Genomic DNA, 19,043 nt, shown 5'->3' with positions numbered 1-19,043 from the left:
CAGCAAGCCCTTCCATGATCCTGATTCGTACTTCGCACGTTGTATTACTCGTAAATCAACGAGTAGAGTCGTTCGGGAGCAAAAATTTCATTGGCCGCTTCGAGAATCTGCGAGGCCGTCACGGCTTCGATACGGCAGATAACTTCCCTCAAAGAGTCGTATCGGCCGGAATGAAGAAACGACTTCCCGAATCCGAGAAACAGACTTTCTCGGTTATCACCGGCGACGGCAAGTTGTCCGATGGCCTGTTTTCGGGCGGCGGCCAGTTGCGTAGTCGTAAGCTGCGTACGACATAATACGTTCAGTTCACGCCGGATAAGCTCAAGCACCTTCTCACGGTTCTTCGGGTCGGCCCCGAAATAGATGGCACACACGCCGGTGTCGGTATATCCCGTAAGATTCGATTCCACTTCGTAGACTAATCCTCTTTTTTCGCGCAGAGCCACATTCAGACGGCTGTTCATCCCGGAGCCGCCGAGTATGTTATTGAGCAGGAAAAGCGAGGTGCGGCGTTTGTCATACATATCGTATGCCCTCCCTCCGATGATGGCATGCGACTGGTGCGTTTTCTTCTTCTTTCGCAACTCCCGAGGTACAGTCGGCCGTGGCCGTTCACGCCTGTGCACCGCCGGATGAACGGGGAGGTCCGACCAGTACACCTCAGCCATGCGTACAATCCGCCGAAAATCCGTACGTCCCATGGAGAAAAAAATCATGTTCTCTGCCGTGTAGAAACGTTCTAAAAACGAGCGGCCGGCCTTGGTGTCGAATGTGCGTATCGATCGCTTATTACCCAGGATATGACGTCCTAACGGATGACCGTCGAAAAGAAGATTCTCGTATTCGTCAAAAATCAATTCGGAAGGCATATCCTCATACGAACTGATCTCGTCGAGAATCACCTCTCGCTCCTTTTCAATCTCGTGTGCCGGAAACTGCGAACGGATTACGATATCGGCCAACAATTCAATCGCCCTGCGATAATGTTCTTCCATAAAAACGGAATAGATAAATGTCTCTTCTTTCGTAGTATAAGCATTCAACTCACCGCCGACGGCTTCCATGCGGTTCAAGATATGCCACGCCTTGCGCCTCACCGTACCTTTGAACAGCATGTGCTCAACGAAGTGCGCCAGCCCTGACTCGTTCGACGCCTCATCACGCGTACCTGCATGCACCGCAACCCCGCAATAAGATATCGCTGCATCCGTAGGAAAATGCACAACGCGCAGACCATTGGGCAACGTATGTAAAAGATAATGCGATCTATCCGTAGGATTCATCCTCATTGTATTGTATAAGGCTGCAAAAATAGCACTTTTTTTGTTTTTAATATTATTTAAGAGGAAGCAATGCAACATTGAAGCCGTGATACGCATCATGCTTATGAATTTTGTAATAAAAAAACGAGATGAAGACAAAGAGATTATTTTTCAACTGTGCAGGCGGAGTGATGATCGCCCTGTTCTTAAATTCGTGTAACCTGGATAATAACGGTTATTCACTGGGGGATGTATGGTATTCGTTGGCCACCGTAAATCCTTTAGACAATGGAAGAATTTATTCGCTGACCCTCGACGATGGAAAAACGTTATGGCCGGCAGCCACACGAGCTCCTTACTATAAACCGAAAGCCAATCAACGGGCATTCGTTTATTATACGATTCTTTCCGATTCGTTTCAAGGATATAACCATGCCGTGCAGATACACGATATCCGTAACATTCTGACCAAGCCTTTTGTCGATCAGTTCAACCCCGACAGTCTGGATGTGAGATACGGAAAAGATCCTTTGAAAATCATGGATATGTGGATGGGTGATGGTTATCTGAATGTACAGTTCGGATTCAACTACGGTGGCACGAAAGTACATTATATCAACCTTATACATCGTCCGAAGGGAGACAATCCCTACGTTTTCGAGCTCCGTCATCATGCATATGGGGATCCGCAGCGCTATGGACGTAAAGGGTTGGCGGCTTTTGATTTGTCCAAATTGAAACTGGAAAGTAAAGAACCCACGCTGACCGTGCTGGTAAAAACGTTTAAAGGAGATAAGGAATATACGATCAAATATAAGAAGAAGCACACATCGAAGGCCACACCATATTCGATTAAAGACAAAGATTTAAGCGATCTGGATTTCGTAGCGACGAAATGACGATCTGTTAATAATGTTGTTTGTTGTTCTGAAAGAAGAGGGTGTGCCTGTTGGAGTACACCCTCTTTGTCGTAAGAATTATGAATTAAAGGGAGAAATTTATTCTAAGACTTTAATTCGGATGTTTCGGTACCATACCGTATCGCCATGATCCTGTAATCCGAAGAATCCTTCTCTGTTTTCCCCGCCGCAATTGTTGAGCAACTCGAATGCCAATGGCCATTTTTCCTGGCTGAATTTACTCTTTTGCAGCATTTCTGTCCATTGCGGAGTCCATAAATGATATTCCACCACGGCCTCATCGTTCTGATAATGAACCACCGTACCCTTGTAGCACATGATTTTTGCCTTGTTCCATTCTCCAAACACTTTTGAATTCTGGGGATTGGCCGGAATCATGTCATACAACGATGCTGACTGACGGTTACCGTCTTTGCCTAACTTGGCATCCGGATGATTCGCATTGTCAAGTATCTGATACTCGGGAGCAGAGATATACGAAGGCTGGGTCTTCCAATTACCCTGTTCATCGGGGGATTCTACTTCCTGAATCATATAGAAAATACCGGAATTAGAGCCTTTGTCGACTTTCCATTCCAGCTCAAGTTCGAAGTTGCTGAACTTGTGAGCGAAGATAATGTCTCCGCCATCTTCCGCACCGGCTTCTCCCTTGCCCGAGCCGGTCATCTTGATACAACCGTTCTCGATCGTCCAGCGAGCCGGCATGTCTTCGCGTCCGTAACCGCGCCAACCATCGAACGTCTTGCCGTCGAACAGCGTAATCCATCCGTCTTTATCTTTGGCAAATTTTGCCAGATCGACAGTCGGCAAGTTCAACGTCCGGTATTCGGGAGCGGCCTGAGCCGTAGGAACAGAATCGGTCGCCGCCATATCGGCGCTTTCGGCTTTTTTCCCTCCGCCGCAGGAGGCAAGAGCTATCATACCGACAGCGCTTGCAACTAATACACTTTTCTTCATTGTTTATCGGTTTAATTTTTGTAAGTAAGAAAAGACGGAGCGCACGATCCGCAACTCTCACGGAAGGCTCTCCGTCTTCGTCTATGTATTCATTATTTTCCGCTTACGGCATATCCGGCAACTTCCAGCCTGCGCGATACGTATGTTTCACCAATTCCTCGGCAAACTGTTTCGCATTCATCGGCTCAGTGAATTTCTTGTCGAACTTGGGATCACCGTCCACCACTTTGAAGTCGTCACTGATCTGGATTTTGAGCATCTCGTCATCCTTGATATTCGTAAACTTCATATTCTGTCCGTCCCAATCGAGCACTTTGTTCAGTCCCTGCAAACGAACCGCCAGTACTCCCATCACGACCATTTCGTTGAACGGTCCGGCTTCGGAGAAGTCCGATTTCGGCTTCACGCGGTTTGCCGGGCTTTCCTTACATGCGCGCACCCAATCCTGCTCGTGGCCGCTCTCTGCGTCGGACACCCGACGTTCTACCTTCGGCGCATTCGGTACACGTCCCGAAAGCAAGAATGGGTCACGTCCGTAGCATCCGCAGATCAGCGTATCTTTCGTACCATGGAAAATACATAATCCGCCTCCGCCCTGCATCAGTTGCTTGCCTTGCGGGAATCCTTCCGGACGGTCGGGCATCATGCCGCCATCGTACCAATGTATTTCAACTTCGGGAAGCGCTAACTTCGGCATATTTTCACGCGCCGGGAAGATCAGTTTCACATGCTGTGCCTGCGGAGCGCAGTCAGTCAATAACAACGTCGAAGAAGCTTCGGCATGAATCGGGAAGCCCAGTTTCAGCGCCTTGAAAGCCGGATGCATGATATGGCACGCCATATCTCCGAGAGCACCTGTACCGTATTCCCACCATCCGCGCCAGTTCCACGGATGATAGATGTTGTTGAACGGTCTGAGTTTACCCGGTCCTGTAAACAAATCCCAATTCAGCGTCGAAGGTATTTTATCGACTTTCGTCGGGGCATTCAGACCTTGCGGCCAAATCGGACGGTCGGTAGCGCAATCCACGCGTTTCACCTCACCGATCTCACCGTTCCAGATCCATTCGCAGACTTGATTGACACCTTCGCCCGATGCCCCCTGATTCCCCATCTGGCTCGCGATCTGATATTTCTCAGCCAGCTTCGTAAGCAGACGCGATTCGTAAACCGAGTGAGTCAACGGTTTCTGTACGTAAACGTGTTTGCCCAGCGTAATGGCATCGGCCGTAACAATCGCGTGCGTGTGGTCGGCCGTAGCCACGATCACTCCGTCGATCGATTTGCCCATTTCGTCGTACATCTTCCGATAGTCCCAATACTTCTTGGCTTTGGGATGCGCATCGAATACTTTTTTGGCATACTTCCAGTCCACATCGCAAAGAGCGACGATGTTTTCAGTCGGCGACACCTTCTTGATGTTGGCATTTCCCATTCCGCCGATACCCACGGCGGCAATATTCAACTTATCCGTCGGGGCGGTATAGCCATGACTTTTACCTAATACACTGCTCGGGACGAACGACAATGCTGCAGCGGCAGCAGCTCCTTGTTGGAGAAAACTTCTTCTTGAAATGTTTGACATAGTTAGTTAAGTTTGATATTGTAATTATAACTGTAAAATACATGAAAAAACCATGCAAATGTAAACAGAAAAGGAATAAAATAAAAATATTCGTATTCTTTTTTACCGTATTTCCATACCGATCTGTCATTCTACAGTTTATCTTACCTTCATCTTATTACTGAAGTCTCCCTACCACCCAGGATTCTGCTTCAATGAGGGAGTACGTTTTAACTCATCAGTCATAATAGGAAACCAGTAATGTCTGGGTGTTTCAAAGACACGGTCATCCCGGACTTCAAAACGTTGCATCTTGTATTTCTTACCATCGACTTCGATCTTACCATTAGTGTCTTCAACAGGCCTCATACCGTGCGAACTGCGTTGTGTTTTAGGATAAGGCCAATGGTCGGCATTGGCATATGCTTTTTCAAGAGCAATCACTTCTGGATCATCCGGTTCCAAGTACAATCTGCAATGCCATATACGATGGTTCTCATAAAAGAGTTCGACACGTCGTTCCCGCTGTATGTATTCATTCATCAGCTTCTTGTCCGTCTTTGCAGCAGGAGGAATCGGCGCCATGAACGAACGAGCACGTATTTCGTTGAGTAGAGCATATATTTCTTCATTGGGTCCTGTCGTTTCATTGACAGCCTCACAATAGATATACATGATTTCAGGAAGCCTCCATATGGCAGGAGCGCTGATCGAATGCCCTCCGGAGCCTTTATTCCACCCATCTTTATAAAACTTGCGCAAATAGTATCCTGTGTGAGAAGCATTATCAAGATAGCTTCCGCTTACGGCATCATTTTTTTCCGCCGTATTGAGTATACTGCTGCGATAAGAAGAACCATGATAACGAATATCACGGTAGAAACGCGGATCGCGCTTTACGCTTTCATATGGATTTGCGTCGTCATATCCGTCTGTTACTGAGCGTGAACCATACACCGGATACCCGTATCCATCAGAAGCGATATATTCGTATTCATCAACCTGTTCCTGCAGCGGGCGCTGGCGTGCATGCCCACCTTGTGAAGGAGGCAATACATCTCCGGACCATCCCGTATCTTTATCTCTTGTTACAAACCAGACCCACTCCTGTTGTATGGCATCCATATCATAAAACATGGTCCACAGTCTTTTATAGACTTTTCCATTGCTTGTATTTTTATTGTCTATGTCTCCAAAGTCTTTTTCATCATATTTTTTATACAGCCCATAGCGTAAATTCCCATTATGGTCCTTACATTCCAGCACAGCTTTGGCCGCCTGCTTCGCCAATTCCCAGCGTTTGGCGACATATCCGTATTCATCTTTATATATACGCGTATCGTTAGGAATGTTACCACCATTATACATCGGAGTTGCCGCCATCCATCGCGCCACGGCTTTCAGTCCGAGACAAGCGCCTTTGTCTACGCGCCCAAAGTCTTGTCCGCCGTTAAAAGCCGAAACCCTATGATATGCCGAATCAGCATCCGCGCATATCCGCTCGACAATCTCATGGGCAGACAATTGCTTGAACTCCATCTTGTCATTGGGCATGATTACACGATCGATGTAGGGCACCTCTCCATAAGCGCGCAATAAAAGAAAATGCAGATAGCCTCGCAGGAAATACGTCTCACCGACACGTTTTATGATGTCTCCTTCACGTCCCATCTGCGGATTATCCGGTGTATCATATTTTTTTACTCCTTCAAGTATAATATTGGCTTTACGCACCTTCTCATATAAATGCTCCCAGTACTGGCCACAGCTACTGCGAGAAGGCATCCCTTGCGACGGGCCATAATTACCGATATGAAACTGATGAGGAATCGCTGCCTCATGACTGCTGGCACTGCACTCATCGGTAACAGAGGCGGTTCCAAAATGGTTAAAATAAAGCAGCGGTCTATTGGCCGTTTTACAGCCTTCGTAGAGGTCCGTCACTAATTTTTCCACCTTATCATATGAGGTAAACACCTCTTTTTCATTCACTTTATCGTCAGGCGTTTTATCCAAGTAGTCGTCACATCCGCAAAAGATTATTGATAAACACACCAAAAGGCTTGTTAAAAGCTTTATCTTATTCATGTCATTGAGTTTTAAAGTTAATACGTAATATTAATGCCAAAATTAAAAATACGCTGTACGGGATACCATGAACCGTCTCCGCTCCTTGTTTCCGGATCGACATCTACCTCTCCCAGATTATCAAAAGTTAAAAGATTCATTCCCTGTGCATATATTCTGAAGTTTTGTAATCCTGCGAAACGAATCGCACTTTGGGGAAGCGAATATCCGATTTCCAAGTTCTTCAGACGCAAGTATGAAGCGTCATATAAGAACAAACTGCTGTGATTATTTTTATTATTGTTATTCGCTCCATAAGTCAGTCTCGGATACTTTGCTCCCTCTTTTCTTTCTTCTGTCCATCGCTCAAGGTGCATCGGTTTTACTTTGCCGATTTGATCCTGTTCATATGCAGGAAAATCCCACACAGCAGCCCCGTTAAGCAACACACTGCTGTGGCCTGAACCCTGGAAGAGCAAGCTAAAATCCAATCCCTTATATTGTATTCCGATCGGAATACCGAATTGTATTTCGGGAGTTCTCGGATATCCCATAGGTATACGGTCTCCTTCGTTATCAATCTTACCGTCTCCGTTGAGGTCTTTATATACAACATCACCGGGATAAAGTTTTCCCCATGGCTGAAAGCCACTGCCACTGTTCATCGCATTTAAACGATCGGCCTCCTCCTGATCACGAACAAAATGGTCTGCGATGTAAACAAAATGCTCGCCAATACGTTTGCCGGTATTTCTACGGTAGTCGTTATCATAATCTATCTCGTTCATAAATTTGATCTTATTCCGAGCGAATGTAAAGTTAGGCTTTATGTAATAACGAAGATTTTTCCCCACACGTCCGTTCCAGCCTATTTCGAAATCGACACCATAATTATCGACAATACCTGAATTGATGAATGGTGCGTCTTTGCCTACAATATCCGGGAATCCACGTTTATCACTACCGTTCAAACTCGTAATAATGTCATAGCGATGTTCCCTGAAATAATCGAACGAGAATGTAAGACGTTCGTTGAAGAGCGATGCATCCAATCCGATATTGAGTTTTTGAGCTTTTTCCCAGGTCAAATCAGGGTTGGCGAAATTCCCTTCGTGCAAGCCATCATAACGACTGCCGAACTCATTTACACCAAAGTTATAGCCGTTACCTCCTCTGTAAAACTGCAGATAGGCGAAGCGATCATCGTCCGAATCGGATATCTTGTCGCTCCCGACTAACCCGAAAGAACTTCTTATCTTTAACATATCCAACCATGAATTCGCTTTTTCCATAAATGATTCGCGCGATATGACCCATCCTACAGAAGCAGCCGGAAATGTTCCGTAGCGTTTGCCCGGCGCAAAGTTTTCCGAACCATTATACCCTATGTTAAATTCAGCCAGATACTTATTCTCATAGCCATACGTAATTCGTCCGCTAATTCCCTGATAACGATAATCTACACGATTATCATATGTTCGTGTCGAGCGGTTGAACAGTATGAGCCCTGAAACATCGTGTGCCCCAAACCGGCGTAAATAATCAAGTTTCAACTGATAATATGTTTTACTTTGCGTCGGATTATGCTCCAAATTATTACTGATCGTTTCATCCGTGTCATACCAGGGGTTGCCCAATTTATATTTACCATCATACGAAGTGTGATTCATGTAATAAGAGCCATTATTCCCTTCTTCCGGTTGAAACGTGGCATACCTTCCATAATGGGCGTATCCGTCGGCGCGTGTCTCGAGAAGACGCCGAATCCATCGTCCCTCTTCCGCATCATACGAAAAAACACCCTCTATTTTTAGCCCTTTGGTGATAAAGTCAAGACGGTGTCCGATGGCAAAAGAACCGTTTAAATAAGTCTTCTTCTCATTCAGATAGCCCGTACGTGACAATTCGCCCAATATGTTATAGCGGTGCTGGTAGTCTCCATACAATAATCCATATGGATTTTTCAGCACATATTTCTGATTGTCCGCATGACCGTTATCAGGCAGCGTAATTGGCAAATAAGGAGGCTGTGTATTACAGATGGCGACTATTCGGGAGGCCGTCGTTCCGGGAGCATTTCGATCCGTTATACGCGCCCCCAAATCAACTTTTACGTAGAAATTCTTCGTGATATTTACATCAACATTGGCCCGGAAATTATATCGTTTGAATACAGCCTGCGTTTCATATTGTGTGAGATCGGTATGTTTGTAGTTGCCGCTTTGCTCATAATAGTTGGCCATTACATAATAACGCGCCCGATCGGATCCCCCTCGTACCGAAAGACTGTAATCCTGCTGCATTCCGGTTTGAAATGCATAGTCGAAATAATCGTTATCATATCCCAAGCCGTCCGAATTATCCCCTTTCGCTTTCCGATAATCGGCAATCGCTTTCTCCGAAAAAAGGGTCAATTTCGACCGATCAACGTTCGGATTGCTATTAATCACAGCTTCATTATAAAGCATGGCATAATCGGCAGAACCTAAGTATTTCGGAAATTTCACAGGGTTATTCGTGCCAACAGACGCCTTGAAGTTGACGGTAGCCTTTTCTTGCGCTTTTCCGCGCTTTGTTGTTACAATAATGACTCCGTTGGCCCCGCGTACTCCGTAAGGCGCTGTTGCCGAAGCGTCCTTGAGAATCGTAAATGTTTCTATTTCTTCCGGAGCAAGATAACTCATGTCACGTTCTACCCCGTCGACAATAATGATCGGAGACTGATCGCCATAAGTACCTATACCGCGTACTCTCAGAGTGGCTGCATCAACGCCCGGCTCTCCCCCGCTGAATTGATTGACCATTAATCCCGGCATACGTCCTGCAAGCGCATTATTAAGATTCGCCGTGGGACTTTGTTGCAGATCTTTCGTTGTGATAGTAGCAATCGAGCCTGTAATCGTCGCCTTCCTTTGCGTAGTGTATCCTATGACAACCACCTCTTCCATCGCCTTGCTGTCTTCCACCAACCGGACTGCGATCCGGTCTCTGCCATTAAGTGCGACCTCTTCGGGCTGAAACCCGACATACGAAAAAACCAACACCGCATCGGCATAAGGAACTTCAATCGAGAAAACGCCCTCCACATCTGTAATAGTTCCGACAGACAAACCCTTAACCTGTATATTTACACCGGGTAAGGGATCATTGAGATGATCGACTACGGTTCCCGTAATGTTCACTTTTCGCTGATCGGGGGCATGTACCCGCTCCCCGTTTTTTTCTGAAGAAGGAAACAATACGACTTGTCCGTTTCTCTCCCTGATGGAGATATTCTTCCCTTTTAAGGCCATTTTCAGCGTCTCTTCCAATGTCGAATTTTTGACTTGAATCGAGATCGTTTCATCGTCATTTACAATTTCATTGGAATAAATAATGCTTACACCTACTTGTCTGTGAATCTCATCAAAGAGTTGTTGCAATGTAACATTTTTCATTGTCAGGCTGACTGAAGATTTTAGGACATTGGCATGTACCGACAGTCCAACCACAGATAATAAGCAAACAACAAGCGCTCTTCGGCAGCCGAAAGCAAATCCGAGGCCTTTTCTTTTGTGTGAATTACTCATCTTTCTCATGTTATTATAATAGGATTAATGATTATGTTTGATTTTATAAAACGCTTTTTCATCGATCAACTTCTCCGGAGCAACCGTTTCCATGAGCATTCTGACCGTTTCTTCTGCCGAGTTTCTGAGATTAAGTTGCCCCGAAACCTGATAATTGAGATATTGACGATCCATCAGTTCGATCCGTATGTCGTATGTTTTCTCCAACTTGCGTATCGCTTTATACAACTTCTCTTTTTTGAATTGAAGTCTGTTCTCGATCCATGATGTATAGCAAGTTGCATCAACAGTCCGGACCTCCTCGATCTTCGTTTGATCCGAAAAGGTGTAATATTGATCCGGTCTCAATAGCTCATCCGTTGCATCCCCTTTTATCATCACCGAGCCGTTGACCAGCATCGTCTCAAACGTTTGAAACTCCCTGTCGACGGATACATTAAATTTCGTGCCTAAGACCTCTACCGAGCGATACAACGTTTTGACAACAAACGCTCGGCTTTCATCCTTGGAAACATCAAAATAAGCTTCGCCATCAAGATAAACTTCCCTTCGGCGGGTCGTAAAACAGGATGGATAGATAAGCGTAGAACCGGAATTTAAATAGATCATTGTGCCGTCGGAAAGCAGAAGTTCTGCACGCTTTCCGTAGGGTACATATAAGACATTCGGTTCTCGCCTTTCCCGATCAATGAATTCGATTGTATCATTAATGACCGTTTGCCGATGATTATGCAAGATTTTCACCATCGATTCGGCGCATCGTATCTCCTCTTTTCCTCCGATTTTCAATATGATCTTATCGCCGCACGAAAATTGTCTTACGGCCGCCTCATAATCAAAGTTCTTCTCCCATGTATTCCATACGGCAATCCCCGCAGCAATCACAGCAATCACACATGCCGCTGCTGCATAATACAGGAATAGTGGCATTTTCTTCTTATCTTTTTTCCGTATGCGTCCCACAATCTTTTTTACCGCCCTGTCATTTGTTTCATGCGGAGCGTCGATCAGGGTTGCCGCCCATAAAGTTTGCAACTCGGCAAAACGTGCTCGGTTTGCTTCAGACTGTTCCATCCAGCGCAAAACCTGACGTGCTTCTTCAATCGTCACGTCCTGTTCAATGAATCTCATCAATAACAGATCATCCATATTTTAAAGTATCCATATTCATAATAAAGAACAACAAATCCTTCATCACACCCTAAAATATAGCTGTTAAATGTGAATAATGAATGAACGCACTTCTCAAATTCATTCTTTATGCCGACAACACGACAGGTGATTTTTCCATTCCCGGGGAAACGTCGTGGAACTCCGGTTAATGCCGGTAAGAAGAAAACAGAAAAAAGAATAAGAAGAAATATTCTTTCGGCAGATTTTTTCTCAGATGTTGCAAAGCCTTCGTGATATGGAATTCTATTGTCTTCACAGACAAGCCATATTTATCCGCGATCTCCTTATTTTTTATGCCCTGGATACGACTCATCTCAAAAATCGCACGTGTTTTTTCCGGCAACGATTCCATCGCCTTGCTTATTATAAGTCGCAAATCCTCCTCTTCCAAAAGTCTGGAGGCATCATCCTCTAATGTATACAAATGAGCTTTCATGTATATCGCTCCGATATCCATCTCGTCGATCGATACAAACTTATGCCGGAAGGACCTCAAATAATTTATGCATTTATTTCGGAGAATAACCGTCAGATAAGGAATTAATCGAGTATTTTCATCCAGAGAATGACGGTTTATCCATAACGACAGAAAGGTGTCAGACACGATCTCTTCGGATACTGCACGGTTTTGTGTGTATATCATGGCAAATCGGTTCAATCGGCCTTCGCAAGACTGAACGATTTGTCTGAAAACATGCTCATTTCCTTCTTTCAGAAGTCTGAGATCAACATCCATGCGTATAATATTTATCTTATTAGAGGGTTATGTTCCTTTGTGCAAATTTATAAAAAAGATGCGGGTGTTGCATGTTTCCAAAAAAGAAACTACATTTGCATAGGTATTAATTTTGTAACCGATACAATGTCATGAACTATCGCAATCTGTCGATGCGTATCTTCCGATTCTATGTTGAGGGCTTCAGGTCAATGACTTGGGGAAGGACACTTTGGATATTGATTTTGATTAAGCTGTTCGTTATGTTTGTGATCCTGAAAATTTTCTTTTTCCCACGATACCTGAACCGGTTCGACACGGCGGCAGAAAAAGAGCATTATGTCTCGGAAGAACTCGTTGAGAGAGCGTTAAATCCATCAAATTAATAAATGACTAAAATAAAACACGATGATTGAAAATTTAGATTCTTCTTTGGTTGATTGGTCGCGGGCGCAGTTTGCCTTGACGGCTATCTATCACTGGCTATTCGTTCCGCTCACCCTCGGGCTGGGAATTGTGATGGCCGTGATGGAAACGATCTACTACCGTACCGGAAAAGAGTTTTGGAAAGAAACAGCCAAATTCTGGATGAAACTCTTCGGTATCAATTTTGCGATTGGAGTCGCTACCGGTCTGATCCTGGAATTCGAGTTCGGCACGAACTGGTCGAACTACAGTTGGTTCGTAGGCGATATCTTCGGCGCTCCGTTGGCAATCGAAGGTATTCTGGCATTCTTTATGGAAGCCACGTTTATCGCCGTCATGTTCTTTGGCTGGAACAAGGTCAGCAGAGGTGCGCATCTGGCTTCTACCTGGCTGACGATTACGGGTGCAACCCTTTCGGCCTTCTGGATTCTGGTAGCCAATGCGTGGATGCAATATCCGATCGGCATGCAGTTTAATCCGGACACGGTGCGGAACGAGATGTTCGACTTTTGGGCGGTTGCTTTCTCGCCGGTAGCGATCAATAAGTTCCTCCACACCGTACTCTCCGCCTGGGTGCTTGGCGCGGTGTTCGTTGTGGGTGTCAGCTCGTGGTTCCTGCTGCGGAACCGTCAGCGGCAATTTGCGACGGAAAGCATAAAGATCGGTGCGATATTCGGTCTCGTATCATCCGTATTACTGATGTGGACGGGCGATGGTTCGGCTTACTGCGTCGGACAATATCAACCGATGAAGCTGGCTGCGATGGAGGGTTTGTATAAGGGCTCGAACGGAGTAGAGCTGGTGGCTGTCGGGGTCTTAAATCCGTCGAAGAAAGCGTACAACGATAACGAGGCCCCGTTCATCGGAAAGATCGGCATCCCCAAGCTGTTATCGTTGCTGACGGAACGCGATCCCAACGCGTTTGTACCCGGTATCGGCGACCTTATCGACGGCAGTTATCCTTCGGGCGATGGTGTGACGATATCGGCACAGGAGAAGATGGCGCGCGGGAGACTGGCAATTCAGGCAATGGCCGATTATCGGAAAGCCGTCAAGGCCGGTGACGAGGCGGCGATGCAGACGAGCCGTTCTACTTTGGAAGAAAACTTCCGCTATTTCGGCTACGGTTACATCAAAGATCCGGCCGAACTGATCCCGCCGGTGGCGCTGACGTTTTACTCGTTCCGCGTGATGGTCGGATTAGGACTTTTCTTTATGTTGATTTTCGTACTGGTGCTGGTACTCGGACGGAAAGAACAAATCACGAAACATCGCTGGCTGCAAAAGGTTTCTCTCTGGTCTATCCCGTTGGCTTACATTGCCAGTCAGGCGGGATGGGTCGTAGCCGAAGTAGGGCGGCAGCCGTGGGTGATCCAGGACCTGATGCCGACGGGAGCAGCCGTATCGAAACTGTCAACCGGTTCGGTGCAGTTGACGTTCTTCCTGTTCCTCATACTATTCACGATCCTGCTTATTGCCGAGATCGGCATCATGACAAAGGCCATCAAGAAAGGCCCTGAAATTTCCGAATAATGACAACCAATTAAAAACGAAACACTATGAATCAAATAAGTTATCAGTTTCTTCAAGAATATTGGTGGTTTCTGGTCTCGTTGCTGGGAGCGCTGCTGGTATTTTTGATGTTTGTGCAGGGCGGTCAATCGCTGCTGTTTACGATAGGAAAGACGGAAAGACAGCAGAAATTGCTGATCAACTCGATCGGTCGCAAGTGGGAGTTTACATTCACGACGCTGGTCACCTTCGGAGGGGCTTTCTTCGCGTCGTTTCCCCTGTTTTATTCGACGAGCTTCGGAGGCGCCTACTGGGTGTGGACGCTGATTCTGCTTTGCTTTGTGTTGCAAGCCGTCTCATACGAATTTCAGGCTAAAAAAGGTAACCTCTTAGGAAAAAAAACCTACCGGATTTTTCTGATCATTAACGGAGTGCTTGGGCCGCTGCTGGTCGGCACGGCGGTCGGCACGTTTTTTACGGGCGCCGAGTTCGTGATCGATAAGACACAGCTCACCGAGGTAAGCATGCCGGTGATTTCGCGTTGGGCCACGCCGTGGCATGGTCTGGAGGCCGTGACGGTAGTCTGGAATCTGTGCCTCGGAGCAGCCGTATTCTTTCTGGCGAGGGTATTGGCCGTCCTTTATTTCGTGAATAACATCGAAGACGACGAGGTGGATAAGCACTGCCGTAAGCGTCTGTCAATCGAAGTAGGCGGGTTTCTCGTTTTTTTCCTCCTGTTTGTCGGTCGTCTGATGACGATGGAAGGGTATGCGGTACAGCCGGAGACAGAAGAAATCTTCATGCAACCGTACAAATATCTGAACAATCTGCTGGAGATGCCGGTCGTACTGGTACTTTTCCTCGCAGGAGTCGTACTGGTGCTTTACGGTATCATCAACACGATACTCTCGAAATATCACGTCAAAGGGATCTGGTTCGCCGGGGCAGGGACGGTACTGACAGTGCTGGCGTTGTTGCTTTGTGCAGGTTGGAATCATACGGCGTACTATCCGTCGACGGTCGATCTGCAAAGCTCCTTAACGATTCAAAACAGTTCGTCGAGCCATTTTACCCTTCAGACGATGATGTACGTTTCGTTCCTGATTCCGTTCGTGCTGGCGTATATCTTCTATGCATGGCGGGCGTTAGATTTGCATAAGATCAACGATCAGGAGATACGCGAGGGAGAACATACATATTAAATGTATAGTTGTCTGTTGTTGATTGTCATGCCGGGTACATGATTCGTGTGTACCACGCACAACCATTAACCATTTATTTAATTCAGGCTTACAGCCCCTTAAACAAGGTATAGGCATGGATACCCCACCCTTACGGGATAGGGCTGAAATATTGAGTTGTTTGATCGTTGGCTGACTACTGAACGCTGTAAAAGAAGCAAAGTGTTGGGAAAAAGGATGCACCCCCGATAAGAGGGCTGCAAGCCTGAATTAGTGATTGTTTTTTGTTAAGGTGTTTAATTGTTGAGGTGTTGCATTGTCTTTTGTCATTCAGAGCGTCAGCGATGAATCTTTTTCTGTCACTTTTGGCTTGACCCCAAAGTAACCCAAAGGTCAAGGCTACGTGCGCTTCACACGTCGTTACTACACTTAAATTCCTAAAAATTAGATAGCTCTATCCACTTTGGACAACCTGATTTTCTTTCGTCCTGCTCACTGCTCCCGACGGCTCACCGCCCGAGGCCCATGGACGAACGCCGAAGCGTTCGAGGCAAGATTCCTCACTACGTTCGGAATGACAGGAGGAGGCGTTCGTCATTCGTAATTTGTCATTCGTAATTTTTACAGTGGTTAGCAGTCTCAGCTCTTCGAAAGTTGAGAGAAGTGCAGAGGGGAGTGTCAACACGGCACGCCCTTTCTTTTTATGAATCGGATTTCGGAAGCGAGCGTTTCAGCAGGGTGATTTTTCCGTGTTCGAGTTTAACGATTCCTTCGTGACACAGTTCCTGCAACACGCGGTTGAGTGAAGGACGCGCCACGCCTAACCGATCGGCGATTTCCTGCTGTTTTCCGTAGTGCTCTCGCGTGTGAAGATATTGCAACAATTGTTCGCGAAGCGATTTCAGGGCGAAGCTATGGAGTCGTCCGGTCAGTACGGCACACTTGTCCGAAATTTCGCGCAAGAAATTTTCCATCATACGCAAGTCGGCATGCAGCATCTTGAGCAGCGTGTCCTTGTTCAGCACAAGCACTTCGCAGGGCGACGTGGTTTCAATATTGACTGGGAAGACGTTGTGCGTAGCCAACAGAAAAGCAGGCGCAAGCACCGACCAGTCCGTAAATTGCTCGACAATAATCTGACGCCCTTCGTGATTAATCATCAAAGCATTGATATGGCCGTGGCAGAGAATAAACAACGAACGACACATCTCGCCTTGCATCGCCAGAAACGACTGTTCGGGATACGAGCGGAGCGCATAGCCGTAGCGATCAAGCAAGTCCTTGACCGTTTCCGGTTGCATGCCTTGAAATAACGTACAGTATGTTGTTAATTCTTGAATAAGCATCATACGACAAAGATACTGTTTTTTTCATTGTCTGCTCTGCCGAATATTGGGAAATATGCGTCCGTACCCGGCAAACAAAAAATCGGGGGAGAGGGAAACTTGCATCCCAACGCCTGATACCGATCAAAAATTTTGCTTATCCGCGTCCGTTTCGTTATATTTGCAAACATAACACTCCAAAACACGACGCAGATGAAACACAAATACTGCCTTTCCCCTCACCAGGATATACGAAGTCGATTCGAGCACGATCTTCCGCACATTGTTGCACTCGCTTCGTCGAGCCGCGACGAGACCGAGTTCAAACAGCGGCTGAACAAACTGCTACTCTCCGGAAACTTCCATCCCGATGGCGTGCGAAATATCGCGCGATTAATCGCATACGACGGCAAAACCATTTTCGAACTCTCGACCGAGTCCGAGATCAAGCTAAAGACTCTCTCGCTCCTCCGGCAATTCCTGGCCGGACGGCTGCATGACGATCATGACGTCTCCGTCGACTTCCTGACCGATCTCTATCACCAGTTCATGCGACTCCATGCACCGGAGCGCTCCACCCCGTCGCCGACTCAGGTATTGCAATGGATGAAACGCTGGCCGAGCGGGCTGAGCAAAGACGTACGCACCATACGACGTGAAAACAAAGAACGAATTATTGAACAGCTTATCCACCGTATCGAACGACGGCACTCCACATCAAACCGTTACGTCTTTCCCGAAGGATGCAGTGACAAAGAAAAACGGTGTCTCATGAGCACATGGTGGGACGACCATCGTTTTCACCTCACGTTTGCCGTAAAGAACGCCGACGAACTGAACCGGATGCTGGGACATACGCTGTCCGAAGAAACGATGCAGACCTACCGCAAGGCGCGGGAGAAAGGTATTCCGGTCTTCGTGACGCCCTATTACCTGTCGTTGCTGAATCCCACCGGGCGGGGCTATGACGATCAGACGCTGCGCAGCTATGTGCTGTACTCGCCCGAGCTTGTCGATACATACGGTAAGATACGCGCTTGGGAGAAAGAAGACGTAATCGAGGTCGGCAAACCGAATGCCGCAGGATGGTTACTCCCCGACGGACACAACATCCACCGCCGCTACCCCGAAGTAGCTATCCTCATCCCCGACTCCATGGGACGCGCATGTGGCGGACTGTGCGCATCGTGTCAGCGCATGTACGACTTCCAAAGCGAACGTCTGAATTTCAACTTCGAAGACCTCAAGCCCAAAGAAAGCTGGGAGATACGATTACGTAAACTAATGAAATACTTCGAAGAAGATACGCAACTGAGAGATATCCTCATCACCGGAGGCGATGCGCTGATGAGCCAGAACAAAACGCTGCGCCATATCCTCGATGCCGTCTACAAAATGGCGATAAACAAACGAAATGCGAACCTGAAACGCCCCAACGGCGAGAAATATGCCGAGATGCAGCGTGTACGGCTCGGCTCGCGCCTGCCGGTCTACTTGCCCATGCGGATCAATGACGAGCTGCTGACCATTCTGCGCGAATTCAAAGCCAAAGCATCGGCCGTAGGGATCAAACAGTTTGTCATCCAAACCCATTTTCAGTCACCGCTCGAAGTGACCCCCGAAGCGCGCGAAGCCCTCCGCCGCATCCTCTCGACCGGATGGAGCATTACGAATCAACTCGTTTACAACGTGGCTGCCTCGCGTCGCGGACACACAGCCAAACTGCGCAAGACCCTCAATGCGCTCGGCGTGCTTTGCTATTACACCTTCTCCGTGAAAGGGTTTGAAGAGAACTATGCTGTATTTGCACCTAACAGCCGCTCGATGCAGGAACAGCAGGAAGAGAAAGCGCTCGGCAAGCTTGACCGCAAAACCGAAGCCGAATTTCTCTCGCTCCTCCACAACAGCAACGACCGCGGTGATGCTATCCGGCACTTCTGCGAAGCAAGGGACCTCCCTTTTGTGGCAACCGACCGAAACGTACTCAACCTCCCCGGAATCGGCAAAAGCATGACCTTCACACTGGCAGGCATCACCCCCGACGGCAAACGAGTGCTGGAGTTTGATCACGATCATACGCGCAGACATAGCCCCATGATCGGACGCATCGGCAAGGTCTTTATTCGTGAGAACAAATCCATCCTGCAGTATATGCTCCAACTTCACAAAATGGGCGAGAAACCGGAACATTACGCCGACATCTGGCATTTTACCGAAGGCAAGACGGAATCTCGCTTCCCCCTCTACGATTATCCGAAAAGCGACCTCCGGACCACCCCGGAATACAGCCATTGCGTTCTCTGACCAACCGAGTTTTTCACTTTCCCATAACCATTGACCATTAAAAATTAACAATCAGCTCAAAGCAAATT

Annotated in this window: 14 protein-coding genes; 6 read left to right on the top strand and 8 right to left on the bottom strand. The window is 47.1% G+C overall.

Annotated features, from left to right (window positions below):
• Nucleotides 1-44: 44 nt before the first annotated feature.
• Entirely contained in the window at nt 45-1,283 is a 1,239-nt protein-coding gene (locus BFO_RS07845; RefSeq protein WP_041591217.1) for a M16 family metallopeptidase, read from the bottom strand.
• Between the two features lie 128 nt (nt 1,284-1,411).
• Here BFO_RS07845 and BFO_RS07840 point away from each other — a divergent pair, with 128 nt between their 5' ends.
• Nucleotides 1,412-2,161: a NigD1/NigD2 family lipoprotein gene (locus BFO_RS07840; protein WP_014225136.1), complete on the top strand. Its 750-nt coding sequence runs from the start codon at nt 1,412-1,414 to the stop codon at nt 2,159-2,161.
• Between the two features lie 99 nt (nt 2,162-2,260).
• On the opposite strand, the gene BFO_RS07835 is transcribed toward BFO_RS07840, so the two are convergent.
• From BFO_RS07835 to BFO_RS07810, 6 genes are all read right to left on the bottom strand, one after another.
• Complete coding sequence (locus tag BFO_RS07835; protein WP_014225135.1) at nt 2,261-3,139, bottom strand: 3-keto-disaccharide hydrolase; 879 nt, start codon at nt 3,137-3,139, stop codon at nt 2,261-2,263.
• A gap of 103 nt (nt 3,140-3,242) precedes the next feature.
• Nucleotides 3,243-4,724, bottom strand: coding sequence for a Gfo/Idh/MocA family protein (locus tag BFO_RS07830; protein ID WP_014225134.1), 1,482 nt, complete (start codon nt 4,722-4,724; stop codon nt 3,243-3,245).
• A gap of 171 nt (nt 4,725-4,895) precedes the next feature.
• Nucleotides 4,896-6,791 (bottom strand): RagB/SusD family nutrient uptake outer membrane protein, encoded by a 1,896-nt coding sequence (locus BFO_RS07825; RefSeq protein ID WP_041590787.1) that lies wholly within the window; start codon nt 6,789-6,791, stop codon nt 4,896-4,898.
• A 17-nt stretch (nt 6,792-6,808) separates the two neighbouring features.
• Entirely contained in the window at nt 6,809-10,339 is a 3,531-nt protein-coding gene (locus BFO_RS07820) for a TonB-dependent receptor (RefSeq protein WP_014225132.1), read from the bottom strand.
• A gap of 24 nt (nt 10,340-10,363) precedes the next feature.
• Nucleotides 10,364-11,488, bottom strand: coding sequence for a FecR family protein (locus tag BFO_RS07815; RefSeq protein WP_014225131.1), 1,125 nt, complete (start codon nt 11,486-11,488; stop codon nt 10,364-10,366).
• 169 nt (nt 11,489-11,657) lie between these two features.
• On the bottom strand, nt 11,658-12,155 hold the full coding sequence (locus BFO_RS07810; protein ID WP_231964439.1) for an RNA polymerase sigma-70 factor: 498 nt from the start codon (nt 12,153-12,155) through the stop codon (nt 11,658-11,660).
• A gap of 224 nt (nt 12,156-12,379) precedes the next feature.
• Here BFO_RS07810 and BFO_RS07805 point away from each other — a divergent pair, with 224 nt between their 5' ends.
• The 4 genes from BFO_RS07805 to BFO_RS15615 all read left to right on the top strand — a co-directional run bounded on the left by BFO_RS07805 (nt 12,380) and on the right by BFO_RS15615 (nt 15,950).
• Entirely contained in the window at nt 12,380-12,613 is a 234-nt protein-coding gene (locus BFO_RS07805) for a DUF4492 domain-containing protein (RefSeq protein WP_041590785.1), read from the top strand.
• Between the two features lie 22 nt (nt 12,614-12,635).
• Entirely contained in the window at nt 12,636-14,186 is a 1,551-nt protein-coding gene (locus BFO_RS07800; RefSeq protein WP_014225128.1) for a cytochrome ubiquinol oxidase subunit I, read from the top strand.
• Between the two features lie 26 nt (nt 14,187-14,212).
• Entirely contained in the window at nt 14,213-15,367 is a 1,155-nt protein-coding gene (locus BFO_RS07795; RefSeq protein WP_014225127.1) for a cytochrome d ubiquinol oxidase subunit II, read from the top strand.
• Between the two features lie 442 nt (nt 15,368-15,809).
• On the top strand, nt 15,810-15,950 hold the full coding sequence (locus BFO_RS15615; RefSeq protein WP_014225126.1) for a hypothetical protein: 141 nt from the start codon (nt 15,810-15,812) through the stop codon (nt 15,948-15,950).
• A gap of 97 nt (nt 15,951-16,047) precedes the next feature.
• On the opposite strand, the gene BFO_RS07790 is transcribed toward BFO_RS15615, so the two are convergent.
• The gene (locus BFO_RS07790) at nt 16,048-16,695 is read right to left on the bottom strand and encodes a Crp/Fnr family transcriptional regulator (RefSeq protein WP_014225125.1); all 648 of its coding nucleotides are present in this window, start codon (nt 16,693-16,695) and stop codon (nt 16,048-16,050) included.
• Between the two features lie 189 nt (nt 16,696-16,884).
• Here BFO_RS07790 and BFO_RS07785 point away from each other — a divergent pair, with 189 nt between their 5' ends.
• Complete coding sequence (locus BFO_RS07785) at nt 16,885-18,975, top strand: KamA family radical SAM protein (protein ID WP_014225123.1); 2,091 nt, start codon at nt 16,885-16,887, stop codon at nt 18,973-18,975.
• The last annotated feature ends 68 nt before the right edge of the window (nt 18,976-19,043 follow it).

Source organism: Tannerella forsythia 92A2, from assembly GCF_000238215.1.
GTDB lineage: Bacteria > Bacteroidota > Bacteroidia > Bacteroidales > Tannerellaceae > Tannerella > Tannerella forsythia.
This window is presented reverse-complemented; position numbering and strand designations above follow the sequence as displayed.